This window comes from Ideonella sp. (assembly GCF_041287625.1).
Classification (GTDB): Bacteria; Pseudomonadota; Gammaproteobacteria; order Burkholderiales; family Burkholderiaceae_C; genus Ideonella.
On the sequence record NZ_JBGGNH010000001.1, the window covers coordinates 14,303 to 39,543 of the forward strand.

27 protein-coding genes and 1 riboswitch are annotated in these 25,241 nt (G+C 65.6%); of the genes, 15 read left to right on the plus strand and 12 right to left on the minus strand.

Annotated features, from left to right (window positions below):
* The first annotated feature begins 102 nt into the window (after positions 1–102).
* A riboswitch (ZMP/ZTP riboswitch) is annotated at positions 103–219 on the plus strand.
* 78 nt (positions 220–297) lie between these two features.
* Positions 298–1,548, plus strand: a complete 1,251-nt coding sequence (gene glyA / locus ACAH41_RS00070; RefSeq protein WP_325651961.1) for a serine hydroxymethyltransferase — start codon at positions 298–300, stop codon at positions 1,546–1,548.
* Positions 1,549–1,673: 125 nt separating this feature from the next.
* A complete protein-coding gene (nrdR, locus tag ACAH41_RS00075) occupies positions 1,674–2,117 on the plus strand; it encodes a transcriptional regulator NrdR (RefSeq protein WP_325651962.1) in 444 nt (147 codons plus the stop codon).
* Positions 2,118–2,126: 9 nt separating this feature from the next.
* Here the strand turns inward: nrdR and ACAH41_RS00080 are convergent, their stop codons facing one another.
* From ACAH41_RS00080 to ACAH41_RS00110, 7 genes are all read right to left on the minus strand, one after another.
* The gene (locus ACAH41_RS00080) at positions 2,127–2,570 is read right to left on the minus strand and encodes a type IV pilin protein (protein WP_370538115.1); all 444 of its coding nucleotides are present in this window, start codon (positions 2,568–2,570) and stop codon (positions 2,127–2,129) included.
* A 36-nt stretch (positions 2,571–2,606) separates the two neighbouring features.
* Complete coding sequence (locus ACAH41_RS00085; RefSeq protein WP_325651966.1) at positions 2,607–6,530, minus strand: PilC/PilY family type IV pilus protein; 3,924 nt, start codon at positions 6,528–6,530, stop codon at positions 2,607–2,609.
* A gap of 90 nt (positions 6,531–6,620) precedes the next feature.
* Positions 6,621–7,160, minus strand: coding sequence for a hypothetical protein (locus tag ACAH41_RS00090; protein WP_325651968.1), 540 nt, complete (start codon positions 7,158–7,160; stop codon positions 6,621–6,623).
* 11 nt (positions 7,161–7,171) lie between these two features.
* The gene (locus tag ACAH41_RS00095; RefSeq protein WP_325651970.1) at positions 7,172–8,059 is read right to left on the minus strand and encodes a PilW family protein; all 888 of its coding nucleotides are present in this window, start codon (positions 8,057–8,059) and stop codon (positions 7,172–7,174) included.
* On the minus strand, positions 8,056–8,607 hold the full coding sequence (pilV, locus tag ACAH41_RS00100) for a type IV pilus modification protein PilV (RefSeq protein WP_325651971.1): 552 nt from the start codon (positions 8,605–8,607) through the stop codon (positions 8,056–8,058). The genes ACAH41_RS00095 and pilV overlap by 4 nt, the downstream gene beginning before the upstream one ends.
* Entirely contained in the window at positions 8,601–9,179 is a 579-nt protein-coding gene (locus ACAH41_RS00105; protein WP_325651972.1) for a GspH/FimT family pseudopilin, read from the minus strand. Before ACAH41_RS00105 ends, pilV begins: the two co-directional genes overlap by 7 nt.
* Positions 9,180–9,304: 125 nt before the next feature.
* Positions 9,305–9,886, minus strand: coding sequence for a GspH/FimT family pseudopilin (locus tag ACAH41_RS00110; RefSeq protein ID WP_325651974.1), 582 nt, complete (start codon positions 9,884–9,886; stop codon positions 9,305–9,307).
* Positions 9,887–10,085: 199 nt separating this feature from the next.
* On the opposite strand from ACAH41_RS00110, the gene ribD reads away from it, so the two are divergent.
* From ribD to tolA, 10 genes are all read left to right on the plus strand, one after another.
* The gene (gene ribD, locus ACAH41_RS00115) at positions 10,086–11,207 is read left to right on the plus strand and encodes a bifunctional diaminohydroxyphosphoribosylaminopyrimidine deaminase/5-amino-6-(5-phosphoribosylamino)uracil reductase RibD (protein WP_325651976.1); all 1,122 of its coding nucleotides are present in this window, start codon (positions 10,086–10,088) and stop codon (positions 11,205–11,207) included.
* Between the two features lie 87 nt (positions 11,208–11,294).
* Positions 11,295–12,392 (plus strand): bifunctional 3,4-dihydroxy-2-butanone-4-phosphate synthase/GTP cyclohydrolase II, encoded by a 1,098-nt coding sequence (ribBA, locus tag ACAH41_RS00120; RefSeq protein WP_325651977.1) that lies wholly within the window; start codon positions 11,295–11,297, stop codon positions 12,390–12,392.
* Between the two features lie 66 nt (positions 12,393–12,458).
* Entirely contained in the window at positions 12,459–12,923 is a 465-nt protein-coding gene (gene ribH, locus ACAH41_RS00125; protein ID WP_370538099.1) for a 6,7-dimethyl-8-ribityllumazine synthase, read from the plus strand.
* A complete protein-coding gene (nusB, locus tag ACAH41_RS00130) occupies positions 12,920–13,432 on the plus strand; it encodes a transcription antitermination factor NusB (RefSeq protein WP_370538100.1) in 513 nt (170 codons plus the stop codon). Before ribH ends, nusB begins: the two co-directional genes overlap by 4 nt.
* Before the next feature lie 66 nt (positions 13,433–13,498).
* The gene (locus ACAH41_RS00135) at positions 13,499–14,683 is read left to right on the plus strand and encodes a pyridoxal phosphate-dependent aminotransferase (protein ID WP_325655573.1); all 1,185 of its coding nucleotides are present in this window, start codon (positions 13,499–13,501) and stop codon (positions 14,681–14,683) included.
* Positions 14,684–14,753: 70 nt separating this feature from the next.
* Positions 14,754–16,061 (plus strand): serine/threonine-protein kinase, encoded by a 1,308-nt coding sequence (locus ACAH41_RS00140; protein ID WP_325655574.1) that lies wholly within the window; start codon positions 14,754–14,756, stop codon positions 16,059–16,061.
* A gap of 91 nt (positions 16,062–16,152) precedes the next feature.
* Entirely contained in the window at positions 16,153–16,584 is a 432-nt protein-coding gene (ybgC, locus tag ACAH41_RS00145; protein ID WP_141290448.1) for a tol-pal system-associated acyl-CoA thioesterase, read from the plus strand.
* Positions 16,581–17,267, plus strand: coding sequence for a protein TolQ (gene tolQ, locus ACAH41_RS00150; protein ID WP_141290446.1), 687 nt, complete (start codon positions 16,581–16,583; stop codon positions 17,265–17,267). Before ybgC ends, tolQ begins: the two co-directional genes overlap by 4 nt.
* Before the next feature lie 16 nt (positions 17,268–17,283).
* Positions 17,284–17,712 carry an ExbD/TolR family protein gene (locus tag ACAH41_RS00155; RefSeq protein WP_325655575.1) on the plus strand — a complete coding sequence of 143 codons (429 nt, stop codon included), beginning with the start codon at positions 17,284–17,286 and terminating at the stop codon, positions 17,710–17,712.
* 4 nt (positions 17,713–17,716) lie between these two features.
* Positions 17,717–18,667, plus strand: a complete 951-nt coding sequence (gene tolA, locus ACAH41_RS00160; RefSeq protein WP_325655576.1) for a cell envelope integrity protein TolA — start codon at positions 17,717–17,719, stop codon at positions 18,665–18,667.
* 24 nt (positions 18,668–18,691) lie between these two features.
* Here the strand turns inward: tolA and ACAH41_RS00165 are convergent, their stop codons facing one another.
* From ACAH41_RS00165 to ACAH41_RS00180, 4 genes are read right to left on the minus strand one after another with little or no spacing between them, the layout of a single operon-like run.
* A complete protein-coding gene (locus ACAH41_RS00165) occupies positions 18,692–19,201 on the minus strand; it encodes a DoxX family protein (RefSeq protein ID WP_325655577.1) in 510 nt (169 codons plus the stop codon).
* A complete protein-coding gene (locus tag ACAH41_RS00170) occupies positions 19,198–20,037 on the minus strand; it encodes a putative DNA-binding domain-containing protein (RefSeq protein ID WP_325655578.1) in 840 nt (279 codons plus the stop codon). Before ACAH41_RS00170 ends, ACAH41_RS00165 begins: the two co-directional genes overlap by 4 nt.
* Entirely contained in the window at positions 20,034–20,918 is an 885-nt protein-coding gene (locus tag ACAH41_RS00175) for a DUF692 domain-containing protein (RefSeq protein ID WP_325655579.1), read from the minus strand. The genes ACAH41_RS00170 and ACAH41_RS00175 overlap by 4 nt, the downstream gene beginning before the upstream one ends.
* Positions 20,919–20,956: 38 nt before the next feature.
* Positions 20,957–21,238, minus strand: a complete 282-nt coding sequence (locus ACAH41_RS00180; protein WP_325655580.1) for a DUF2282 domain-containing protein — start codon at positions 21,236–21,238, stop codon at positions 20,957–20,959.
* A gap of 200 nt (positions 21,239–21,438) precedes the next feature.
* Here ACAH41_RS00180 and ACAH41_RS00185 point away from each other — a divergent pair, with 200 nt between their 5' ends.
* The 3 genes from ACAH41_RS00185 (at position 21,439) to ACAH41_RS00195 (ending at position 24,897) form a co-directional block, all read left to right on the plus strand.
* Positions 21,439–21,999, plus strand: a complete 561-nt coding sequence (locus tag ACAH41_RS00185; protein ID WP_325655581.1) for a sigma-70 family RNA polymerase sigma factor — start codon at positions 21,439–21,441, stop codon at positions 21,997–21,999.
* A 7-nt stretch (positions 22,000–22,006) separates the two neighbouring features.
* On the plus strand, positions 22,007–22,231 hold the full coding sequence (locus ACAH41_RS00190) for a zf-HC2 domain-containing protein (RefSeq protein WP_325655582.1): 225 nt from the start codon (positions 22,007–22,009) through the stop codon (positions 22,229–22,231).
* A gap of 134 nt (positions 22,232–22,365) precedes the next feature.
* Positions 22,366–24,897: an ATPase, T2SS/T4P/T4SS family gene (locus tag ACAH41_RS00195; protein ID WP_325655583.1), complete on the plus strand. Its 2,532-nt coding sequence runs from the start codon at positions 22,366–22,368 to the stop codon at positions 24,895–24,897.
* On the opposite strand, the gene ACAH41_RS00200 is transcribed toward ACAH41_RS00195, so the two are convergent.
* On the minus strand, positions 24,894–25,205 hold the full coding sequence (locus tag ACAH41_RS00200) for an alpha/beta hydrolase family protein (RefSeq protein ID WP_370538101.1): 312 nt from the start codon (positions 25,203–25,205) through the stop codon (positions 24,894–24,896). The two genes, ACAH41_RS00195 and ACAH41_RS00200, sit on opposite strands and share 4 nt — an antisense overlap.
* Between the last annotated feature and the right edge of the window lie 36 nt (positions 25,206–25,241).

Below are 25,241 nucleotides of genomic sequence, written 5' to 3' on the forward strand. Positions count from 1 at the left end.
CACGGGCGGCCCTGGCTTGCCGCCGAGTCGGAGCAAGCCGCTACACTAGCGGCCGTGCAGTCTGGCGTTCATCGAGCGTCTCGCAGCACCTAGTTTCTCTGTCTCCTCACGCGCGACTGGCGATAGAGGTGCCCTTCAGGCATCTCGAGGTGGATCACCACCGGGAAGCGCGGAGCGGCCCTCGGCCGCTTGCATCAGCCGTTCGCCTGGGCAACCCTCCTCCTGCAGTGCATGCCGAAGTCGGCCCGCCGCGGGACGGCAGGGCTCATCCTGCCCCCGATTGAAGGAATGCCTCCCATGTTCGACCGCTCCGAATCGACGATTGCCAAGGTCGATCCTGACCTGTGGGCCGCCATCCAGGCGGAAAACCTGCGCCAGGAAGAACACATCGAGCTGATCGCCTCGGAAAACTACACCTCGCCTGCCGTGATGGCTGCGCAAGGCTCGCAGCTGACCAACAAGTACGCCGAGGGCTACCCTGGCAAGCGCTACTACGGCGGCTGCGAAAATGTGGACGTGGTCGAGCAACTCGCCATCGACCGCGTGAAGCAGCTGTTTGGCGCCAACTTCGCCAACGTGCAGCCCAACTCCGGCTCGCAGGCCAACCAGGCCGTGTTCTTCGGCCTGCTGCAGCCCGGCGACACCATCATGGGCATGAGCCTCGCCGAAGGCGGCCACCTGACACACGGCATGTCGCTGAACATGAGCGGCAAGTGGTTCAAGGTCGTCAGCTACGGCCTGGACGCGCAGGAGGACATCGACTATGAAGCGATGGAACGTCAGGCGCGCGAACACAAGCCCAAGCTGATCATCGCCGGCGCGTCCGCCTTCGCGCTGCGCATCGACTTCGAGCGCTTCGCCAAGATCGCCAAGGAAATCGGCGCCTATTTCATGGTTGACATGGCGCACTACGCCGGCCTCATCGCCGCCGGCGTCTACCCGAACCCGGTGCCGCATGCCGACGTGGTGACCTCCACCACCCACAAGAGCCTGCGCGGCCCGCGTGGCGGCATCATCCTGATGAACACCGAAGAGGTCGCCAAGAAGATCAACTCGGCCATCTTCCCCGGCATCCAGGGCGGCCCGCTGATGCACGTCATCGCTGGCAAGGCCATCGCATTCAAGGAGGCCCTGGCGCCCGAGTTCAAGACCTACCAGGAACAGGTCGCCAAGAACGCCAAGGTGCTGGCCGACACGCTGATCGAGCGCGGCCTGCGCATCGTTTCCGGTCGTACCGAAAGCCACGTCATGCTGGTGGACCTGCGCCCCAAGGGCCTGACCGGCAAGGAAGCCGAAGCCATCCTCGGCGCGGCGCACATGACCTGCAACAAGAACGGCATCCCGAACGATCCGCAAAAACCGATGGTCACCAGTGGCATCCGCCTGGGCACGCCAGCCATGACCACCCGCGGATTCAAGGAAGACCAGGCCCGCCAGACCGCGCACCTGATCGCCGACGTACTGGACAACCCGCACGACGAAGCCAATCTGGCCCGCGTGCGTGAAAAGGTGGCGGCGCTGACACGCGACTTCCCGGTCTACCGTTGAAGCAGATGGCCACCCCACGCAGGTCAGCCACCAGGACCTGTTATTGAGTTGACGCCCACGAGCCCGCGCCCAACAGCCGGGCTCGTTTTGCTTCTGGCCTCGCGCCCTACCAAGAAAGAGCCCGCATGCGCTGCCCCTACTGCAGTCACACCGAGACCCAGGTGGCCGAAACCCGCGAATCCGACGAAGGGGACGTGGTGCGCCGCCGGCGCAAATGCACCAGCTGCGACAAGCGCTTCACCACCTACGAACGCGCTGAAATCGCCCTCCCGGCGATCGTCAAGCGCAGCGGCGCCCGAGTGGAGTTCGTGCCAGAGAAGCTGCGCGGCTCCATGCAACTGGCCCTGCGCAAGCGCCAGGTCAGCATCGAGCAGGTGGACGCTGCGATGGAGCGCATCCAGGAAAAGCTGCTGGCGAGCGGGCTGCGCGAAGTGCCGTCAACCCGGCTGGGCGAACTGGTGATGCGCGAATTGAAGCGGCTGGACAAAGTGGCCTACGTGCGCTTCGCTTCGGTTTATCGCAGCTTTGAGGATGTGGATGAGTTCAGTCGGCTGATCAAGGAGATATGACGAACCACATCAGCGCCAGCACTGTGCCGTCAGCGAAGCGTCGGTTCCGCCGCTCTGTGACTTTTGTCCCGTGTCGGTCAGCTTGAGCGTTCCACAAGCGTCGTCAGCTTGTCCACCAGTGGGCGCAGCCAGGATCTCGTAGTGCTGACCTCCAGACTCGTCGCTGAGTGCGATGTCATAAAACTTGGTTCCAGACTTGGGCGACTGGTTTAGCTGCGCCGAACTAAGGCTGGCGTCGGTGAAATTGTTGTGGGCTGCGTAATACCGCTGCAGGTACTGCGCCGCCTCGTTCATCACCGTCTCGGCGTCGGCTCGTCGACTCTTGCGCATCTGGCTGACATAGCTGGGATACGCGATGGCTGCAAGGATGCCGATGATCGCCAGCACGATCATCAGCTCAATCAGCGTGAAACCCGCCGAGCGGAAAGCCCGGTGGGGGCAAGCACGGCGCATCATGGTGTTGTGCTTCTTCATTGGGACTTGGCTAAATCAAGGACTGGGCGCGACCGGCTGAGGCGGGTTCATGATCTGCCGCCACACACGATCGGTGACCACGGGAACGAGCGGCTGGCAGTTATCGGTGGCGGACTTCTTCTGCGTCACGCCATCCGGGCACAAGCAACGAGGATCGCCCATCGGATTGTCCCAACTGCAATGCGGACCAGGGACACAAAGCTCCTGCGCATCATTGGTCGTGTTCACGATCACCACAAGGCAACTGTCGGCTGGACATTTTGCGTTCAGATCTGGCAGACAACGGTTGGTGGAGTATTCGTTCACCAACCCGGTCTGGTTGGTCAGCAACTTGTCCTGACCGTCCGCCAAGGTCTTAGCGCCGGCTACGGTGGCATCAGAGTTGTCGACCGTGCCATCGCCATTGGTATCGAACACCGGGCCATTGATCGCCGCACCAGAGACGCCGTCGAGCACAAAGTTGTACCCTGCACCCGATGCAAATTCACATTCTGCGGCTTTGGCAGCGGGCACGATGGTGCTGATATACACAAAATTCAGGATGTTTTGCGCCGGATAGATCGTGCGCTGCCCGTCCTGGATGTGGGTCTCAAGGTACCAGCCCTTTTTAGAGGTCCAATTCACCGCGTTGCTGCTCACGGTGTAGTACGTCACGCCCTCAATGTTGGTGGTGCTGTCAATGGACTGAGCCACCAGCAGCGAACGATTCGGGTTGGCGCTAGCGAAGGGGCTGGCCAACGCGGCAGAGGAACCCTCGGCAGGCGTATCGTCCCAAACCCCGTAAAAGGTCTGTGCATCAATGTTGGCAGAATCGGCAACGTCGATCAGGCGGCCAGTGCCGAAATTCACGACAAAACCTTTGGTTGGATGCGGAATCGCAGCCGGCGCGTCCACGATGGGCTGGGCTTTACCGGCGCTGTCAGTGGCCTTGAATAAAGGTGAGTTGTTGAAGCCCACCTTCCAAGTGCTGATGTCGTCCCCCCGACCAAAGTCGAAGCGCCAAAGATTGCCCTGCAAGTCGCCCGCGTAGGCAGCGTAAACCTCAAGATGGCTGTTGCGCAGCAGGCGCACGCCGCCGAGACCGTTCGCGCCCGTGTTAGGAGACACCACCAAACTCTTGACCACCGCGCCCGTTTCCAGGTCGACCACAAGCAGCGCCGCGTTGCCATTGGCGCTGTACGGGCCGTTGCCCACGAACGCATACCAACCACCGCCGTTCTGGATCTTGCCGGTGCGCATGTCGTTCATGACATAGCCTAGATCGGCGTGATCGTTCAACTCCCATTGGACTGAGTCGGCATTGAGTTGAGCTGGATCTGCCGTCGGCAGGTTCAGTGCAAACACGCTCTTGCCACCAGCCCCCATGCTGCCCACCAGCATGTTGGTCCAGCGCTTGCTGCCGCCTTTGGGCGTGATGTAGGCGTCGGCCTCGACCGTCGGACCGTCCACGAAGAAGCGATGGGAATTGCTGGCAGTCCCGTAAGTTTTGGAAGCGATCAGGTTCAAGTTCGAGAAACCAGCGCGAGGCACGAAACCGAAGGTTTCCACGCCAGTGGATCCGCGAAACACATGGAAAACGCCAGCATTGGCGCCGACCGCTAAAGCACCGTCGGTACGCGCCTTCTTTGCCGCCAAGTACTCGGCATAGGAACCCGCCTCAGCAGGGTCACTCAGGCTGCCATAGCTTGAATCTAGCAGGTCACGCACATACACCGGTGGCGAATTGATGATGTCACCAATGAACTGGCCACCGCGCGGCCGGAAGCTGAGCGAATTGCCTTCGTTGGCAGTCTCGCCGCGAATGTAATTGACCAAGTCGGCAGAGCCGATCAGGTTCACATCGGCAGTGGAAAGTGTTCCCACCTTGAACTCCTGGCCAGACGTTTCGCCCCAAGTGAAAAGTTTGCGCGCCGCTGCTGACGGCAACTTGGTCGAGGCCTGCCAAATGGGTTTGGAGTCCTTCAGCACGTCACCGGTATCATCCAACTGGTAGGCAAAAACTTCGCCGTACCAGGCACCAGACTTGTACTGTGGCACGAACTTGATGTTCGACGCCGAAAGCGTGGAAGCGACTGTCGCGACGCCAGCCTCTCTCGACTCGACGCCCACTGCGCGGCTGAAGACGTTGGTGAGCGCCGCACTCAACTCCGTGCCATTCTTGACCGGATAGAAATCACCCCCGGTGTTCACCGCAGCATGCCAAAGATCATCGATCTTTTGCGGATCGCCCTTATCCGGCAAAGGCCAAACCTTTGCGCCAGAGGCAATGTCGGCAAGCGTGGCGGCCTTTCGATCGGGGGAAGAAGAATCCAATGTGCCTTTCACACCGATGCCAATCGTGAACTGAGTCAAATGCTGCCAGAAGGCAATGTCAGTATCGGCGGGCACCACCTTGTTTGGAATACCTGTGTCCAAATCCCGGAAATACCATTTCATTGCCACATCGGTCAGCGAGTTCGTCGCAACGTTCTTCGGATCGTCGATATAGGGTCGCTGCGCGACATAGTGCGTAGGCGTGTAACCATTGGGATTGTTCGCACCTGTGTAATCGAAGCCATTTACGCCGCTTTTTTGGATCGTGACGCCGTTGACCACAATGACGCTACCAGTTGCGTTTCCGTCCATATTGGTCTGCTCTCCACCATCCTTATAGTTGGTATCGTTATAATACCCGTCGGTGGTCAGCAAATTAATGGAACGGCGGCACGCCAACTGGGTAGACGTTGCATCGCCGATGGTGGTGAGCCATGGATTACCAGCCTGGGGAGTCCCATTGGCATTGCGCCTGTTGGTGAAATATGGCCCCACCGCATCCAGCGCAGTCCGCAGAGGCGTACCGCCCGATGAGGATATATTCTGAATGCCGGTCCCAGCAGTACCATCTCCGCTCAGCACAGTCTGCAATTGCGTCTTGTCCAAATTTCGAAGGGGCGCCCTGATCACGTTGTAATTGATACCATCAATCTTGGTAGAGCCGCTGTTGATGCGCCCCCATCCCACCCGCATCTTGTCCTGAAACCCGAACAACGATTCGGTCAAAGCGCCCTTCGCGAGCGCTTCACGCATGCGGTGATAGGTGAACCAGTTGGCGAAGTTCTGCTTCTCTTCGTCCTGTGTACAGGCATTGGACAAAGTTACGCAGTCCGTGCGGCCGGTGGGCTTGCTGGTTCGCGTCGAGCTGTAATTGCTGGCGTCGTTGACGTCGTATAGCGTGTAGTTGCCAACATCGTCAGCAGGAGCGCCACTCTTTAGCCGGTAGAATAGGCCTGGGTAATAATCAAGCTTAACAGTGACACAAGTGGTGTCGTAACTGAGGCACCAAGCCCGAGATTCAGCAGTCTTATTGGTCGTCAGATCGAAGGTCGCGGGATTCAGCGTCGCCGCCTTGATCGGATCCCAATACGCTGCAGCAGGCGTGGCATTGGCCATGTACTCGCCGGTACCATCTGACTTTGGCGTGGCTTTCAGCCAAGGTCGATAGCGAACCTCCGGGTTGTACCAAATGGTATTCACGTCCGGCGAACGGAACTGCATCTGGTACTTGTCAGGCGAGTAAGTCTTGCCGGACACCTTGATCGGAACCTTCAAAGCTGGAATATAACCGTCCAGCTGATTCACCGCCTTCTTGCGCGGATCGTCCAGGAATGCACCCAGATGGTCCCCGACCTTGGTACTGTCCAGGCGCGTGGTCACGTTATTCACGAGGACAGCTCCCACTGGCATGAAGTCGGAGTTCATCGAGCCAGAGTCGTCCAAGGTGATCATCACGTTCGGCGGAGGCGCGTCGCCCACACGGCTAGTCAGCGGCGTCTGCGAAGGCTCGTTGGTGACCGCCCAAGCCGCGGCGGCGACCCCACCAGCCAAGAGCAGGGCCACGGCACGCACGATGTTCAAGCCCACATCGGACTGCCAGCGCAACAGGTTGATCTTGCTTGTCATTCAATGCTCCTGCCAATGGAGTGTTCACACCATGGCGAAAGGGAGGGAATTTGGAAACGGCACGGAAGCCCCCAGAGAGGCGCCACAGGGTCAATTCAGCTTCAAGGTGGACTGCACCCAGACCGCAGCACCCGCCGTGGACTTGCCTTCATCCGTCTCCTGATAATCAGGACTGAACCCGCGCGCAGTGATCACTATCGCAGTCGTGGTGGCATCTTCTAGCGTCACGTTCTCAGCCATGCATTGCGGCATGTGCGAGGGTTTGAAGGAACTGTCCTCGGAACGCATGATGTCGTCCGTCAGTTCCGTCCGCTTGCTGGCGTCCTTCCAGTTCGCGAAGGTGTTCCAGTTCGTGGGCCCCGGCGTGTGCAAATCGCCATCGTTGTCCGCTGGGGCAGCGAGCACCGTCACGCCAGCCGGTACTTTCGCCACCTCACGTTCGCAGTAGCGCAGCGCGATCTGTGCTGCCTGCATGGCCGATGCCTGCGAGCGGGCATTGTTGGCCACCACGTCGGCGCTGAGCGCACCACGCATCACCGAAGCGGACATCAGGCCGATGATGACCAGCATCACCATCGCCACGATCAGCACGAAGCCTTGCTGCCTTCGGGCGCCAAGAGAAGAATTCATGCACCTCATGTTTACACCCCCATGCGGTTGTGAAGCACGATGGTCGAAGTGAAGGCACGAAACATGTGGCGATCACCTTCAGCCGGGTCAATCCTGCCTGCATGCGGGTCGCAGCCCACATAGGACACCGGCGCATCCAGCACCTGGTCTTCACTGCGCATCAAGAGGCACACCCGAACCGACAACACGCGCGACCAGGGCCCCATGTCTGACACCTCTTTCGCCGTCTTGTAAGTGATCACCCGCGTGGCGTCAGCGCCAGTACCACCCATGCCGTACATGAGGTGCATTTCCTGGATGTTCTCCACCAGCGGCTGGCCTGTCGCGCTGCCCGGGCCGCGGCAGTACAACTGCGAGTCTTGCAGGTAGAACTGGCTGTAAGAACGGAAGTAAACCGGCGCGATCGTCGTCTTCGTCAACGCGGCGCCCAGGCAATCGCTTGGCACCGTGGTGTTCGTGGCGTCTTTTGTCGTCAGGCTGTTCTGCAAAGTGGCCTCATAGGCCACTGCCAGCACATCCGTTCCGGCCACCCCGGCGGCATTGCAGGCCAGCGTCGTGATCGGCTGGGTGGCATCGGCAAACCCGTTCTCGCAGCCCAGCAGCCACTTGGCCGTATCGGCACCGGCGGCCCGGGTCATGACCGTGCCCGATGTGCCCACTGGCCGGCTGTACCCACCTTCGGCAATGTGCTGCCGCAGGATGTTGATGGCCACCGTCGCGTCTTCAGTCATCTGAGCCACTGCGCGGCTCGTCCGGGTGCTGGCAGACGAGGCCAGATAGGCAGCATAGACCGCGCCCATGACCACCAAGCCGATGACCATCGAGATCATCAACTCGACCAACGTGAAACCGCCTGCCCCGCGCCGCAGCGAACGTGTCAGGAGTACATGCCGATTCATAGCCCCACCCGGAAAAACATGCAGCGCGCCCCAACGTCATCGGGAAAATCTTTCGGACAAGCGGATCGCCCATCGTCATTGGCCGCCAGATCGGCCTGGTTCAATGCCTCCGGGTCACGCCAGATCACCCAGATGTCGAACATTTTGTTGGCCGCGTCCGTCTGGGTCACATACCCGGTGCCATCCGGCAGACTGTTGTTCAGCGAAGCCTGCCAGTCGGCCAGGTCGCGTGCGGCAAGTTGTTCCTTGGTGCAGTTGTCTGGGTCAGCGCAGGGCACCTCATCCGCTGGCGAGGTTGCCAGCGTAGCGCTGAGCAGGCTGTAGCTGGAAGCCCCGATTGCGTTGGCTCGCATGCGATCAACCAGATCAGCTGCCAGCAACGTTGCCATGGAGCGATATTCCGCCGTCTTGCCAAAACGGGTGGAGGTTCCCAGCAGGCCAGCCAGGGCCAGAATGCCCATCGACGCGACGAAGATGGCGACCAGCACCTCGATCAGCGAGGCGCCTGACTGCCGCCGAACATCTCGATGGTTTCCGCTTGTCAGCATGCAGCCTCCCCACCGGTTTTCACCTGTGCCCGTCCCGAAACTGGCAAGCAGACGGTGCGCTGACTATTGGCATCACTGCTGCTCAGCTTGGGCATCACCACCCAACGGCGTGGGCCGCCCACCACCAATCCGTTGGCGGTGAAGGTGGTGAAAGCCTTGTCGTCGTCTTCCACCACACTCTCCACCGATCGGCTTCCAGTAAAGGCTCGCACCAGGCTGTCACCGCTGTCGAGACTGCCATCGGCCCCAGGATCGGTGAACACAAGCCAGCCGGCGGTCCACACGCCATCGGCGCAGGCAGCCGCCCCGGCGTTCGGGTCCGCCGAAGCGCAGACCGAAACCGGCATGCCTCGCTTTAGCGCCTCGGATCGCGCCTGACGCAATGCCGCAGCCAAGTCATCCGCGTTGCCGGCCACGGCGCGCGTCGCCAGCATGGTCTGCATCGCTGGCGCGGCGATCATCGTCAGGATCGCCGCCACCGCAATGGTGACCAGCAACTCGACCAGAGTGAAACCGCGAAGGGCTCGCGAACCCGGGCTTTCGAAGGCTGTAAAACGAGCGCAGAGTGACATGCGGCGAATGATGCGGTGCCGCTGGGTCGCTTCTCGGAGAGAGTCTGATCAGCGGACCGGCTCACCGGACGAGCGGCGACATGCCAGTCGATCTGTGGGAAGTTCACGCCTCCCGACCTGAGCGCTCAGCAGCTCGCGGCGCTAACCACGCGCATGCGCCCCGGCTTGCTGATGCACACCATGCGGCTGTCGTTCGGATTGGCCACGGCGGCATCGGCGCCTTTCGGACGGAACTGGAAGTGAGAGGCCGCACTGGCCGAAATGCCGCTGGGCTGGAAGCTCACATACCGCAGGGTGCTTGCCACCGCGCCGGCCTTCGCGCTCGCTTGGTGAACAGCCACCAGCTGATCCTCGTCCTCATCCATGTCGCCGCGATCGCCACGGTCGACAAACACCACCCAGCCCGCGCTCCAATCTTTGCCACTGGACATGCAGTGGGGATGCGCCGTCGCAGCAGAGGCGAGGTCCAGACCGCAGACTGTGACCACTTCACCCCGATGCATCGCCTCGCTGCGCGCACGATGCACCGCACTTTGAAACTCCCCCAGTTCCGCCTGCACCGCCTGCCTCGCCATCACGCTGCTCATGCTCGGCACGCCCACAGCTGCGAGTACGCCGGCGACCGAAGTGGCGACCATGCATTCGACCAGTGTGAAACCGCTTTGACGCTTGGCTTGGCTGGCGGAACGGGTTTGGCGCTTGAACATGGATCCTCCTCGGGGTTTCGATCTGGGTCGCCGACTCAGGGACGGCGTGGAATGCATTCTTCAAAAGCACGCCTGCGCCGTCATTCCCCCTCAGGGAGGCCCGCGGGCACGACTGCTGCCCCCACCTTTGGGGGGAGAATCGGGCCGTGCCTCTCCCCCTTCTCGTGTGGAACTGCGCGCTTTTTCGTGGTTTGCCCCTATGAATTCCGCTCTCACCCCGACCGCCGCGACGGCGCATGCCTTGGCCCTTGCGACAGCTGCCATCGGGCTCACGGAGCCGAATCCGCGAGTGGGCTGCGTCATCACTTCTGTGGACGGCACGCCACTGGGCGAGGGGCACACCCAGCCTGCCGGTCAGGCGCATGCGGAGGTGATGGCGCTGCGGGACGCTGCCGCACGTGGCATGTCGGTCCAGGGCGGGACGGCCTACGTGACGCTGGAGCCGTGTTCGCACCACGGGCGCACGCCGCCTTGTTGCGACGCGCTGATCGCCGCCGGCATTGCCCGGGTGATCGTGGCGGCGAGTGACCCGAATCCGCTGGTGGCGGGCCAGGGGCTGGCGCGGTTGCGCGCCGCAGGCATCCAGGTGGAGATGGCCGGGCCGGAAGCGCAAGCCGAGAGCGAAGCGCTGAACATCGGCTTCTTCCACCGCATGCGCCATGGCCGGCCCTGGGTGCGGATGAAGATCGCCGCTTCGCTGGACGGCCGAACCGCGCTCGAAAACGGCCAGAGCCAGTGGATCACCGGCGAGGCTGCCCGGCGGGACGGGCATGCCTGGCGGCGGCGAGCGGGCGCGCTGTTGAGCGGCATCGGCACGGTGCTGGCGGACGATCCGCGGCTGGACGTGCGGCTGGTGGACACACCGCGTCAGCCGCTGCGCGCCATCGTGGACGCGCGGCTGGACACGCCGCTCAGCGCCCGGCTGTTCGAGGCCGAGGGGCCGCTGCTGTTCTACGCGGCTGAACCGGCGACCGAGCGCATTTCAGCGCTGCAGGCCCGCAGTGCGGAAGTGGTGTGCTGCCCCGGTGAAGCAGGCAGGGTCGACTTGGCTGCGGTGCTTGCGGACCTGGGCCGGCGGCAGGTCAACGAGTTGCACATCGAAGCGGGCCCACGGCTGAATGCCGGCTGGCTGCAGGCAGGGCTGGTGGACGAGTGCCTGGTCTACCTCGCACCCATGCTGCTGGGTGCCGGCCGCGGCATGGCGGCGCTGGGGCCGCTGCAAAGCCTGGACGGTGCCTGGCGCTACCGCTTCCACGCGCAGGCAGCCATGGGCGACGACCTTCGCTTGCTGCTGCGGCGAACCAGCGAGCCAGCGGCGTGACATTTGCCGTGGCCGCCGCGAGAAGGTCGCCACGGTGGTCCCGCCAGGCCACAGCGCCGGGAAGGGCCCGGCACCTACAATGGCGGGATGCCGATTTCACCTGTTCCCGAGCTGGTTGCCGAACTGGCGGCCGGCCGCATGGTCATTCTCGTTGACGAAGAAGACCGCGAAAACGAAGGCGATCTGGTCATCGCCGCCGAACACGTCACGCCGGAAGCGATCAACTTCATGGCCAAGTTCGGCCGTGGCCTGATCTGCCTGACGCTGACCCGCGAGCGCTGCGAGCGCCTGCAGCTGCCCCCCATGGCCTCACGCAACGGCACGGTGCATGGCACCGCGTTCACGGTGTCGATCGAGGCCGCGGTGGGCGTAAGCACCGGCATTTCTGCGGCCGACCGTGCACGCACCGTGCAAGCTGCCGTGGCGCGAGACGCGCTGCCGCGCGACCTGGTGCAGCCCGGCCACATCTTCCCGCTGCAGGCGCAGGATGGCGGCGTGCTGATGCGCGCCGGCCATACCGAAGCCGGCTGCGACCTGGCCGCGATGGCCGGGCTCATGCCCGCTTCGGTGATCTGCGAGATCATGAACGACGACGGCAGCATGGCCCGCCTGCCGGACCTGGAGGTCTTCGCTGCCGAGCATGGCCTGAAGATCGGCACCATTGCCGACCTGATCACCTACCGCAGCCGCAACGAATCGCTGGTCACCCGCCTGGGCCAGCGCACGCTGGAAACCGCGCAAGGCAGCTTCGAGGCCCATGTTTTCCGCGACCGCTCTGGTGGCGTGCACCTGGCGCTGGCCAGCGGCCACTGGCAGCCGAGCGACGAAGTGCTGGTGCGCGTGCACGAGCCACTGTCCTTGCTGGACGTGCTGGACACCGGCAGCGAACACGGCCATTCGTGGCCGCTGCCCAAGGCACTGGCTGCGCTGAAGGCCAGCCCGGCCGGCCTCGCGGTGCTGCTGAACTGCGGACGCGAGGCCAGCGAGGTGCTGATCGGCAAGCTGCTGCCGCCAGCCGGCGGCGAGCCGCAAGCCAGGCCACCGGTGGACCTCCGCACCTACGGCGTGGGCGCGCAAATCCTGCGCGAGCTGGGCGTCACCCGCATGAAGCTGCTGGGCAGCCCGCGCCGCATGCCGAGCATGGTTGGCTTCGGGCTGGAAGTCACCGGCTTCGTCGGCGCATGAACGGGCTTTCCCGCTCGTTCGCGCCCCTGTTCTTTTCACTTCCTCTCCTGCCAAGGACTCCCCACCATGCAAGGTGCTGACAAAGGCCAAAGCGGCTCGCTGAACGGCGACGACTTGTCGATCGGCATCGTGCGCGCTCGTTTCAACGATGCACTGACCACCAGGCTGGCCGAGGCCTGCCTGGCCGAGCTGGCGGCCTGCGGCGTGAAGGACAAGAACGTCCTGCAGGTCACGGTGCCCGGCGCGCTGGAAGTGCCCATTGCCCTGAAGGCCATGGCCGAGAGCGAGGACTACGACGCGCTGATCGCGCTGGGCTGCATCATCCGCGGCGAGACCTACCACTTCGAGCTGGTCGCCAACGAAAGCGGCGCCGGCGTGAGCCGGGTCTCGCTGGACCATGAAATCCCTATCGCCAACGCGATCCTCACCGTCGAGAACGAAGCCCAGGCCTGGGCCCGCGCCGAAGAAAAAGGCCGCGACGCGGCCCGCGTCGCGATCGAGATGGCCAACCTGATGGACGACCTGCTGTGAACGCGCCCTCTACTCCGTCCGCCCCGGCCACCCCCTCCACGCCGGCCAAGAAGCGCAGCAGCGGTGCCAAGTCGCCTCGCCGGCTGGCCCGCGAAGTCGCGCTGCAAGGCCTGTACGAATGGCTGATCTCCGGCGCTGACGCTGGCGTGATCGACGCCCACATGCGCGAGCAGGAAGGCTTCAACAAGGCCGACCACGCGCATTTCGACGCACTGCTGCACGGCTGCATTGCCGAGGCCGCCGACCTCGACCAGGTGCTCAGCGCCAGCGTGGACCGGGCGACCAACGAGCTTTCACCGGTCGAGCACGCGGTGCTGCTGATCGGCGCCTACGAGCTGAAGCACTGCCTGGACATCCCGTACCGGGTGGCGATCAACGAAGGCGTGGAGCTGGCCAAGAGTTTTGGCGGCACCGATGGCCACAAGTACGTCAACGGCGTGCTGGACAAGACCGCCGCGGCGCTGCGGCCAGCCGAAGTGCAAAAGGCCCGCGCCGCCCGCGGCGGCTGAGCTCACGGCCCGCGCCTGCCGGCGCATGGCCAACCGTTCCCCTGCCCCGCTTCTGCCGTCGGCCCCATGAAACTCGCCAGCCGCCTGGACCACATCGAACCGTTCTACGTGATGGAGTGCGCCAAGGCCGCGGCGCGCATCGCAGCAACGCCGGAGTGCGACCCGGCGCGCGGCGGCACGCCGATGATCTACCTGAACATCGGCGAACCGGACTTCAGCGCGCCGCCGCTGGTGCAGGCCGCGGCCGATGCCGCGATCCGCGCCGGCCGCACCCAGTACACCGACGCCAACGGCCTGCCGGCGCTGCGCCGGGCGCTGTCGCACTGGTACCGCGACCGCTTCGGCCTGGACGTGCCGGCCAGCCGCATCGTCATCACCGCTGGCGCGTCAGCGGCGCTGCAGCTCGCCTGCCTGGCCTTGTTCGAGGCGGGCGACGAGGTGCTGATGCCGGACCCGTCTTACCCCTGCAACCGGCATTTCGTGGCCGCGGCGGGCGCCAAGGCGGTGGCGCTGCCAGCCAGCCCCGAGCAGCGTTTCCAGTTGGACGCAGACACCGTGGCAGCCCGCTGGACGCCGGCCACCCGCGCGGTGCTGCTGGCCTCGCCATCCAACCCGACCGGCACCTCGATTGCGCCCGGTGAACTGGGCCGCATCGTCACCGAAACCCGGGCTCGCGGCGGACTGACGCTGGTCGACGAGATCTACCTCGGCCTGTCCTACGACGACCGTTACGCCCACAGCGCGCTGGCGCTGGGCGAAGACGTGATCTCGATCAACAGCTTCTCGAAGTATTTCAACATGACAGGCTGGCGACTGGGCTGGCTGGTGGTGCCGCCCGCACTGGTTGCGCCAATCGAGAAACTGCAGCAGAACCTCTACATCTGCGCCTCCAGCATTGCCCAGCATGCCGCGCTGGCCTGCTTCGAAGCCGAATCGCTTGCCATCTACGAGCAGCGCCGCCAGGCTTTCCGTGAGCGGCGCGACTTCATCGTCGGCGCGCTCAATGAAATTGGCCTGACGGTGCCGGTGATGCCGGACGGCGCGTTCTACGCCTGGGCCGACTGCAGCCGCTTTTCGAACAGCAGCTGGGACTTCTGCATGGACCTGATGCAGCAAGCCCATGTGGCCCTCACGCCCGGGCGAGACTTCGGACCCGCGGCGGCAGAACGTTACCTGCGCCTCTCATTTGCCAGCAGCCTGCCGCAACTCCAGGAAGCGGCAGCGCGCTTATCACGTTTTGTTTCAACCTGATCCCATTTGACTCTGCAACAGCAGACACGGCGCCACAGTTTGTGAGGGCGGTGTGCTTATGCTGCCCGCCATGCCCTGGAATATCTTCAAGACGCGTCAAAGCAGTACCGGCAGCGCGTCGCCCGTCTTCCAAAACACGGTGGTGGAAGACCGCACCCGGAGTCAATTCGACCTGCTGCATGCGCAGCAGGCGGGCCAACCCGAGCCCGGTGACCTGCCAGCCGCGATGGGCGTCATCGGCCGCTACCAGCTTCGCACCGTGCTCGGCGAAGGCGGGTTGGGCACCGTCTACGGCGCCTGGGACCCGCTGCTGTCGCGGCGCGTCGCGGTCAAGACGCTGCAACTGCGCTGGCACCAGCAGCCCGGCGCACTCGGCGCGCCGGACGAGTTGATTCTCAACGAAGCCCGCGCCGCGGCGCGGCTGTCGCATCCGCACATCGTCACGGTGTATGACGCCGGCAGTTCGGACCAGGGCGTCTACGTCGCGATGGAGCCGCTGCAGGGCCTGGACCTGCGGCAGATGCTGCGCCAGGGCTGGCGGCCCACGCCAATGGAAGCCGCCGGCCTGGTGCGCCGCGTGGCCGAGGCGCTGGCCTATGCCCACGGCAAGGGCGTGATCCACTGCGACATCAAGCCGGCCAACATTTTCATGGTCGACAAGCGCCAGCCCAAGGTACTGGACTTCGGCATCGCCCGCGTCGCCCGGCGCGACGGCTCGACCACGGTCACGCCTTCAGCCGGTTCGCCGCACTACCTCTCGCCCGAGCAACTGCGCCACACCAAGGTCGACCGCCGCTGCGACGTATATTCGCTCGGCGTGGTGCTGTACGAGCTGTTGACCGGCCGCCCGCCTTATACCGGCCAGAGCATGGAAGAGATCAGCCACGCGGTGCTGAACTCGACCCAGCCGCAGGCCAGGATGGTGGATCCGGACGTGCCGGCCGGCCTCTCGGCCATCGCCGCGCGCGCCATGGCCCGCTCGCCCGAGGCCCGCTACCCGTCGGCCCGGCACCTGGCGGCCGCCCTGCGCGAATGGCGCAGTTCGGACGAGGCCCAGGGCCTGTCCAACCCCGAAAGCAAGGGCCGGCGCATGCTGCCGCTGCTCAGCCTGGTGCTGGTGGCCGGGCTGGCGGCGGGTGCCGCCTGGTGGTGGTTCAACAAGGGACCCGGCCTGCACGGCCTGCTGGGCGGAGTGCCTGTCATCACGCCGGCCGTGCCCGCGAGCGCGCCGGCCAGCGCCACTGCTGCAGCCTTGCCCGCCTCGGCACCCGCAGAGGCAGCCAGTGACGCGGCTTCCGCGGCCGGCATGGTGGCCGGCGTGGCTGCCTCCGAACCGGCGTCTGCGAGCGCGGCAACGGTCGGCGCATCGGCGCCCTGACGCCGGGCGGCTGCCGGGCCATTGCCGGACGTTGGCGCAGCAAGCCGGACTGCTGCGGCGCAACCGTGCTCGCGTATCATCGCCGGCACCCATGAGTCAGACCGCCCTCATCCCGGCACCGCCGCTGCTGCACATGCACCCGCTGCGCGTCTACTGGGAAGACACCGACGCCGGCGGCGTCGTCTTCTACGCCAACTACCTGAAGTTCTTCGAGCGTGCGCGCACCGAATGGCTGCGCGCGGCCGGTGTCGGCCAGCACGAGCTGCGCGAGCGCACCGGCGCCATCTTCATCGTGATTGACACGCGGGTACGCTACTTGCGGCCCGCCCGGCTGGACGACGCCTTGCAGATCGCCGTGACCCGCGCCGAACTCGGCCGCGCCACGCTCACCGTTCACCAACACGCCTGGCGCGGCGACGAGCTGCTCTGCGAAGGCAACATCCAGATCGCCTGCGTGGACCACACCAGCTTTCGCCCGCAACGCATTCCCTCCGACGTGCTCAGCCGCCTCACGCCACCATGAACCAGGATCTATCCATCGTCTCGCTCGTGCTGCATGCCAGCCTGGTCGTGCAGCTCGTCGTCGCCGGCCTGCTGCTGGTCTCGCTGGTCAGCTGGAGCCTGATCTTCGCCAAGCTGTTCGGCATGGCCCGCATCAAGAGCGGCAACGACGCCTTCGAGCAGGAATTCTGGTCCGGCAAGAACCTCAACGACCTGTACAAGAACGCCAGCGCCAAGCCGGACGGCGCACCGATAGAGCGCCTGTTCGCCAGCGGCATGCGTGAATTCATGAAGCTGCGCGAGCGCCAGCTCGACACCGGCAGCCAGCTCGACGGCGCTCGCCGCGCGATGCGCGCCACGCTGCAGCGCGAGCTGGACGCCATCGAAGGCAACCTCGGCTTCCTGGCTTCGGTCGGCTCGGTCAGCCCGTACGTGGGCCTGTTCGGCACCGTCTGGGGGATCATGAACGCGTTTGTCGGCCTGGGCAGCTTGCAGACGGTGTCGCTGTCCACCGTGGCGCCTGGCATTGCCGAGGCGCTGGTGGCAACCGCCATCGGCCTGTTCGCTGCCATTCCTGCGGTCGTCGGCTACAACCGCTTCGCGCGCCAGATCGACCGCGTGGCGATCCAGCTGGAGAGCTTCATCGAGGAGTTCTCCAACATCCTGCAGCGCAACGTGGCCGGCCCCGCCGGCGCGCAGCGCTGAGCCGCCGGAGCACCGCATGCCCGCAGTTGCTTCCCGCGGCGCCGGCGGCCGCCGCCGCTCGATGAACGAGATCAACATGGTCCCGTTCATCGACGTGATGCTGGTGCTGCTGATCATCTTCATGGTCAGCGCGCCCATGATCACCACCAGCGTGGTGGACCTGCCCAGCGTCGGCAAGGCCAAGCAGCGGCCCGAAGGCGTGATCGAGATCCTCGTCACCAGCGAAAGCCAGCTGAAGATCAAGATCGACAAGGGCGAGCCCAGCACCATCACGCTGGCCCAGCTCGCCGCGCAGGTCAAGGCCGCCCAGAACGGCAGCGCCAACATCCCGGTGGTCATCTCGGGCGACAAGCAGGTGCGCTACGAAACCGTCGTGAAGGTCATGGACACGCTGCAGAAAAACGGCGTGCAGCGCGTGGGCCTGTCGGTCAAGCAAGGCGGTTGACGAGGTGGAGTCGCGCCTGCCGCCGTCCCTGGCCTTGCCGCGCGAGTCGCTGCGGCCACCCAGCGCCGACCGCCAAAGCGTTGGCCTGCTGGTCTCGCTGCTGGCCCATGCGCTGCTGATCGCCGCGCTGGCGCTGGGCGTGCAGTGGCACACCACAGACCCCGAAGGCGTGGAAGCCGAACTCTGGGCCGCCACGCCGCAGATCGCGGCACCCGCAGCCGTCGAGCCGCCGCCGGAGCCCGCGCCGGAAACCACCCAGCCACCGCCCAGGGCCGCCACCCCGCCGCCGCCCGACACGAGCGCGCAGGACCAGCGCGACGCCGAAATCGCCATCGAGCAGGACCGCAAGCGCAAGGCCCAGAAGGAAGCCGAGCGCCTGGAGGCCGAACGCGACGCGCAGGCCCGCAAGGAGGCCGAGGACCAGCGCGCACGAGACAAGCGCCAGCAGGCCGAGCGCAAGGACAAGGAAGACAAGGCCAAGGCCGAACGCGAAGCCAAGGCCGAGCAGGAAGAAGCCGACCGCAAGGCAGCCGAGAAGAAGACCAAGCTCGACCAGGCCAAGAAGGACAAGGCCGACGCCGATCGGCGCGAAGCCCAGCGGCAGGACAACATCCGCCGCATGAACGCCCAACTGGGTGGCACCGGCGCCGAGAACAGCAGCGGCACTGCCGCACGCAGCGCCGGCCCCTCGGCCAACTACGCCGGCCGCATCAAGGCCTACATCAAGCCCAACATCGTGCTGACCGACCCGGTGCCCGGCAACCCCACGGCAGAGGTGGAAGTGCGCGTGGCGCCGGACGGCAGCATCATCGGCCGCAAGCTGAGCAAGTCCAGCGGCAATGCGGCCTGGGACGAAGCGGTGCTGCGCGCCATTGACCGCACCGCCAAGCTGCCGCGCGACACCGACGGCACGGTGCCGTCCAGCATGGTGATCAGCTTCAAACCTTCTGAATGAAGGCCCCGAGGGGAGCGAGAAAGCTCAGGGCAGCAGCCGCGGCTTGAGCCACGCATCGACTGACCACTTCCCCGGCCCCCAGAGCAACAGTGCCACCAGCAGCGTGCCCCAGAACTGGTGCTGCTGCAGCGCTGGCGCCGTGATCTCGGCCAGGCTCAGCACGGCCATCACGTTGACCACGCTCAGGCCCGCTGCGGCAAAGCGCCCGGCCAGGCCCAGCACCAGCAGCACCGGCAGGCCCAACTCGCCGCAAGTACCGGCATAGGCGGCCACCTCGGGCGGCAGCAGCGGCACGTGGTATTCATCCTGGAACAACGCCAGCGTGGTGTCCCAATCGCGGATCTTGGTCAGCCCGGAGAGGAAAAACACTTTCGCGACGTAGACGCGCGCTGCCAGCTGGGCCAGCGGTTGCAGGGCTTGCAGGCCTTTTTCGACCGCGGCCCAGGCCGGGGCCACGAAGGCCGGCAGCGGCGAGCGGCGGGCGTTGCCCATGGGCGCCATCGGCGCCGCGGCGGTGGGAAGGGACTTGATCATGACGGGGTGTCTCCAGGAACGTGGGGTTGGACCGCCTGCAGCCAGCCCGCTTGCAGCGCGCGCACCAGCCAAGCGGTGAAGTCTTCTGGCGGCTGCCCGGCCAGCGCCCGGCCCAGGCTGTGGCCGGCGAGCAGCGCGCCGGTGAAGGCGGCATCCGAAGCAGACAGTTCGTCGACCTGCACGCGGCAGCCGCTGCGGCAGACCAGCGCGGCCTCGCCCCGCCCTTCGGCCAGCGCCAACCGGGCCGCGGCAAAGCGGTCGGTGTTGTCCGTCTCGGTGGCCGGCTGGTGCGCCCGCCAGATGGACACGACCGGAAAGCGCGAGGCCAGCAAGGCCAGCCCAGGCGTGAACTGCAGACGCAACTCTTTCGGCGCCTGGCTGGCCAGCAAGCCCAGGCCGAGCACGCCTTCCGGCGCGGGTGCGGCGTCCGCCGCGCGTGCGGACTGGTGCACGCACCACTCCAGCCGCGCCATGTCGGGCAGGTAGGCCTCTTCGGCCAGTTCCGGCAGCGAAGCCACCAGCCCGGCCAGGCCTTCGCCCCAGCCGCCCAGGTCGCCACGCACGGGCGGCTGGCTGCACCACAGGCGCCAGGCCAGCGCGGCCACGGTTTCGTCGCCCACCAGCTGGGCGAACACAGGGTACGCGTCCGCCAGGGCCCGGGCGGCATGCGCAGCCGCGTTGCCACGGTAAGCCTGCAAGCCCGCTGCCGGCGCGGCACCGCGGCCAGGCAGTGCGGCCCAGCCAGGTGGCAAGGCCGCTGGCGAACGCGGCAGCAGCAGCGCGGCCAGCAAGGCGGCCTGGCGTTCGGCCTCTGCCAGCGTCGCTTCGGATGTCATGCAGCGGCCTTTTGCATCTCTGCGCGGGCACGCTCGGCCTCGCCCAGCAGCACCGGCCAGGCGGGGATGTCGGTGTCCCACTCGACCAGCGTGGGCCTCGCGCCGAGCCGGGCCAGGGCATGGCGGTAGACCTGCCAGACGGGCTCGCGCACGGTCGAGCCGTGGTCGTCGATCACCAACGCGCCGCTGTCGTTGTAGCCGGCCAGGTGGACCTCGCCGACGATGGCCGGATCCAGCGCGTCAATCCAGCCGCAGCTTGCCGCGACTGGATCGGCCACGCCTTCGTTCAGCGCATTGACAACCAGGTTGTTGACGTCGAGCAGCAGGCCGCAGCCAGTCTGCTGCGACAGCGTGTTGAAAAACTCAGGCTCTGCCATCTCGTCGGCAGCCTGGCCCGGCACGGCGCGCAAGTAGGCCGACAGGTTCTCGACCAGCAACGGCCTGCGCAGCCGCTCCTGCACCTGCGTGACATGCCGGGCCATCAGCGCCAGCGAGGCGCGGTTGAAGGCCAAGGGCAGCAGGTCGCTGCCATGCAGCACCACCTCACCGCCCGGCAGCATGGCGCGAGCAAAGCACGCGTGGTCCGACACCAGCACCGGCTCGATGCGCTCGACCAGCGCCGCCAGCCGGTCCAGGTGCCACGGGTCCAGCCCCACGGACGAGCCCAGTGCCAGCCCCACGCCATGCAGGCTGACGGCATGGCTTTCGCGCGCGCGGCTCAGCGTGGTGAGCGCCGCGCCGCCAGCGGCAAAGAAGTTCTCGGAATGGACTTCGATGAAACCCAGCTGCGGCGCGCCGCCTTCCAGCAGTTCGCGCTCATGGGACTGGCGCCAGCCAATGCCCACGCTGGCGCAAGGCAAGGAAGACAACGGGGGGGGCATGGCGGCGCGTGGCGGGTGTCGAAGAAGGCGGGCCGGGCTTACTTCTTCATCGCCGCCTTGGCCTCTTCGGCCGTCATGCCTTTCATGGACTTGCAGGTGCCCTTGGCCACGTACTTCCATTCGGCCGGGTCGGTGCCGGTGGTGGCCTGGCCGGCGCAGGAGTGGCTGCCGCTCAGGTTGGCACAGTCGTTGGCACCGGCCTTGGTGATGCCGTAGCACTTCTCCTTGGCCTCCGCCGCGTGGGCAGTGGTCGTGGCGGCACCCAGGCCCAGCGACAGGGCAGCGGCGAGGGCGGAGGAAACGAGTTGATGCGGGTTCATGAGAGGCTCCTTGAAAAATGGGGGATGAAATGAAGCGAGGTTAGGGCAAGCAGACGGCTTGTGGTCTTGGTGCTTGACCGCGAGTCCGGTAGCCTTCAAGGCTTGCAGCACGGCGACATGGCTGTGTCGGGAGCCGGTTGGCATTCCTTACACTGCGCGCTGATTTGTTTTTGCCACCGCCTTCGCAGGCGGCGTCGACCATGACCGACTTTGCCCGTGCGGTGGAGACTTTGCGGCCGCAGCTGATGCGCTACGCCCGCTCGCAGTTGCGCAACGATGCGCTGGCGGAAGACGCAGTGTCGGACACCTTGCTGGCGGCGCTGGAGAAGCCGCAGGCTTTCGCCGGCCAGTCGCAGCTGAAAACCTGGCTGGTCGGCATCCTGAAGCACAAGCTGATCGACCAGCTGCGCCGCCACTCGCGCGAGCTGACCGTGCTGTCGCAGGACGACTGCGAGGACCTAGACGAGCAGCTGTTCGACGCCACCGGCCACTGGCGAGAAGTGCCGGCCGACTGGAGCGACCACCCGGAAGCCGCGCTCGGCCAGCAGCAGTTCCTGAAGGTGATGGACGCCTGCGTCGAAAAACTGCCGGCAACGCAAGGCCGGGTGTTCCTGATGCGGGAATGGCTGGAGCTGGAGACCGACGAAGTTTGTAAGGAATTGAGCATCAGCACGACCAACCTCTGGGTGCTGCTGCACCGCGCGCGCCTGAGGCTGCGTGACTGCCTGCAGCTCAATTGGTTCGGCCAAAAAGCCACCTGAATCTTCCATGCGTTTCAAGCTCAACTGCCGCCAAGCCAGCACGCTGCTGCTGCAATCCGAGGACCGCACGCTGCGCACCGGCGAGCACCTGGGCTTGCGGTTGCACCTGATGATCTGCGAGGCCTGCACCCGCTTCAAGGGCCAGCTGCGCGTGATGCGCCGCGCCACCGGCCGCTGGAAGCAGTACCGCGACACGCTGGAAGACGACGCAGGCGGCCCGCCGGGCGCCTGATGCCCGGGCTGGCATCAGCCGCGCTTTCCACCCGTTTCTCCGGCCTTTCCAGCCAGCACCAGCGCCCTACGATGGGGCCGTTTCCCCGGATGCCGCCTGGCACCGGGGCCTTGCCGCCGCGCTGCCCGCCCGAGATGACCGACCTGTCGCTTCCGCCGCTGTCACTGGCTCCGCCGGAGGGCCACCCGCCGCCGCCCGCAGGCCACGGCCAGGTCCCAGGCGGCTTCGTCTGGCCCACCCCGCCCTACCCTTGCTATTCGCCGGGCTTGCCGCAGTGCGAGCCCGAGGCCTGCGAGATCGAGGGCCTGAACGGCAAGATCATGAAGGCGCGCATGACGCTGTTCTCGCCGGCCGAGGATCAACTGCTGGTGCAGCTGCCGCCCTCGCGCACGACGGTGCCGGTCAAGCTTTCGCAGTTCCGGCGGTTGACGCTGCTGGCGCCGCTGTCACCTTCGTTCATGGGTCGCGGCGCGGCGCCCGCCGAGCTGATGGACTTCCACCCCACGGTGGCGTATCAGCTTGAGCTGGGCGATGGCACGCAGCTCACTGGCCGCACCGTCGGCCATGTCGAAAACCTGCACGGCCTGTTCCTGTTCCCGCCGCTGGATGAAGATGGCACGGTGCGGCGCGTCTTCTGTGCCAAAGGCGTGTACGCCCGCGCGAGTTTCGGCCCGGTGCTGGGCGAGGTGCTGCTGGCGGCCCACAGCGCCACGCCGGCCCAGATCGCCAACGTGCTGGCCGAGCAGGAAGGCCTGCGCGAGCAGCGCCTGGGCGACGTGCTGCTGAACCAGAACGTGCTCTCGCGCGAGCAGCTGGAAACCGCGCTGTCCTCGCAGTCCCGCATGCCGATGGTGCGCATTGGCGAAGCCTTGCTGGCGCTTGGTTTCATCACGCCGGCGCAACTGGACCACGCGCTGGAAGAACAGCGCGGCAACCGCACGGTGCCGCTGGGCGAACTGCTGGTGCGCGGTGGCCACATCGACCGCAACGAGCTGCGCACCGCACTGGCCCGCAAGATGGGCTACCCGGTGGTGCAGGTCGACAGCTACCCGGTGGACCCGGCGGCGCTCAAGCAGATCCCGCTGCCCGTGGCCAGGCGCATGAACGTGCTGCCGCTGCAGGCACTGGCCGGCCGCCTCGTGGTGGCGCTGGAAGATCCGTCGCGTGGCGACGTGCTGGAAGAGCTGGCCTTCCTCGCCCAAGGCAAGATCGTGCCGGTGCTCTCGGCCAGCGACAACCTGGCCCACGTCATCCAGGTCGCCTACCAGAAGCACGGTTATGAAGACTCGCTGAGCATCGGCCTGATCGAGCCGGTGGGCCTGAACTTCGACGAAGGCGGCACCGAGCGGCTGCTGGCCGACCTGGAATTGAGCCGCACCGTGGACGTGCCGGCCGACGACACCGTCGAGCAGTCCGACAACACGCTGGTACGGCTGATCAACACCATGATCGTCGAGGCCTACAGCCAGGGTGTGTCGGACATCCACATCGAAAGCCACCCCGGCACGGAGAAGCTGCGCATCCGCTTCCGCCGCGACGGCATGCTGCGCCCCTACCTGGAACTGCCGCCCAGCTACCGCAGCGCCATGATTGCCCGCATCAAGATCATGTGCGACCTGGACATCTCGGAGCGCCGCCGCCCACAGGACGGCAAGATCAACTTCGCGCGCTTCGTGCCTTCGTGCCCGGTCGAACTGCGCGTGGCCACCATCCCCACCAGCAACAGCCTCGAAGACGCGGTGCTGCGCATCCTGGCCTCGGCCCGGCCCATCCCGCTGGACCAGCTCAGCCTGTCACCACGCAACATCAAGGCGCTGAAGGAAGCCGTGGAGCGGCCGTACGGCCTGGTGCTCTGCGTCGGCCCAACAGGCTCTGGCAAGACCACCACGCTGCACTCCGCGCTCAGCCACATCAACGTGCCCGAGCGCAAGATCTGGACAGCCGAGGACCCGGTCGAAATCACCCAGCCCGGCCTGCGCCAGGTGCAGGTGAACCCGAAGATCGACTGGACCTTTGCCAAGGCCCTGCGCGCCTTCCTGCGCGCCGATCCGGACGTCATCATGGTCGGCGAAATCCGCGACCAGGAGACGGCCAAGATTGCCGTCGAATCGTCGCTGACGGGCCACCTCGTCTTGTCCACGCTGCACACCAACAGCGCCGCCGAGACGGTGACGCGGCTGCTGGACATGGGCATGGACCCGTTCAACTTCGCCGACTCATTGCTCGCCGTGCTGGCCCAGCGCCTGGTGCGCAAACTCTGCGCGCACTGCCGAACCACAGAACCGATGCCGGCCGAACAGCGCGACGAACTGCTGGACGACTACCTGCACGCCTGGTCCCGTGGCCGCGCCGGCAGCCCCACGCGCGAGGGCCTCCTAAGCGAATGGCAGCAACGCTTCGGCGACGAACAAGGCCGCCTGCTGCGCTACCACAGCCCCGGTTGCAGCCACTGCAGCCAGACAGGGGTGCGTGGCCGCGTCGGCGTGCACGAACTGCTCACCGTCTCCCGCCAACTCCGCCACCTGATCCAGACCAGCACCCGCGCCGACGACATCCAGCAGCAAGCGCTGGCCGAGGGCCTGCGCACGTTGCGGCAGGACGGGATTGAGAAGGTGCTGGCGGGGTTGACGACGCTGGAAGAGGTGCGGGCGACGAGCAATGTCTAGTTGGCGACCGCGTTGGTCACCAGTTTCCCGGCACCGAGGTGGGTATCCAGGAAACGCACCAAGGCGGCGAAGAACTCCTGACGGTGCTCCTGCAGGGAGAGCTGATGGTCACCAGCCTCCTGGGTGATGAACTCGAACTGTTTGCTGGCGCTCTTCAACGCCTTGGCCATGAGCTCAGACTGCTCGTAGGGCACCGATGCGTCGGCCGTGCCGTGCACCAGCAGCACCGGTATCTTGATCTCGGCAGCGCGCTTGGCTGGTGATGTGGCCTTGAGCTGCTGCCGGTCATACCAGTAGTTGCCCATCATCTTGTCCAGCCCGGCAGTGTCGATCAGGTCGGCTAT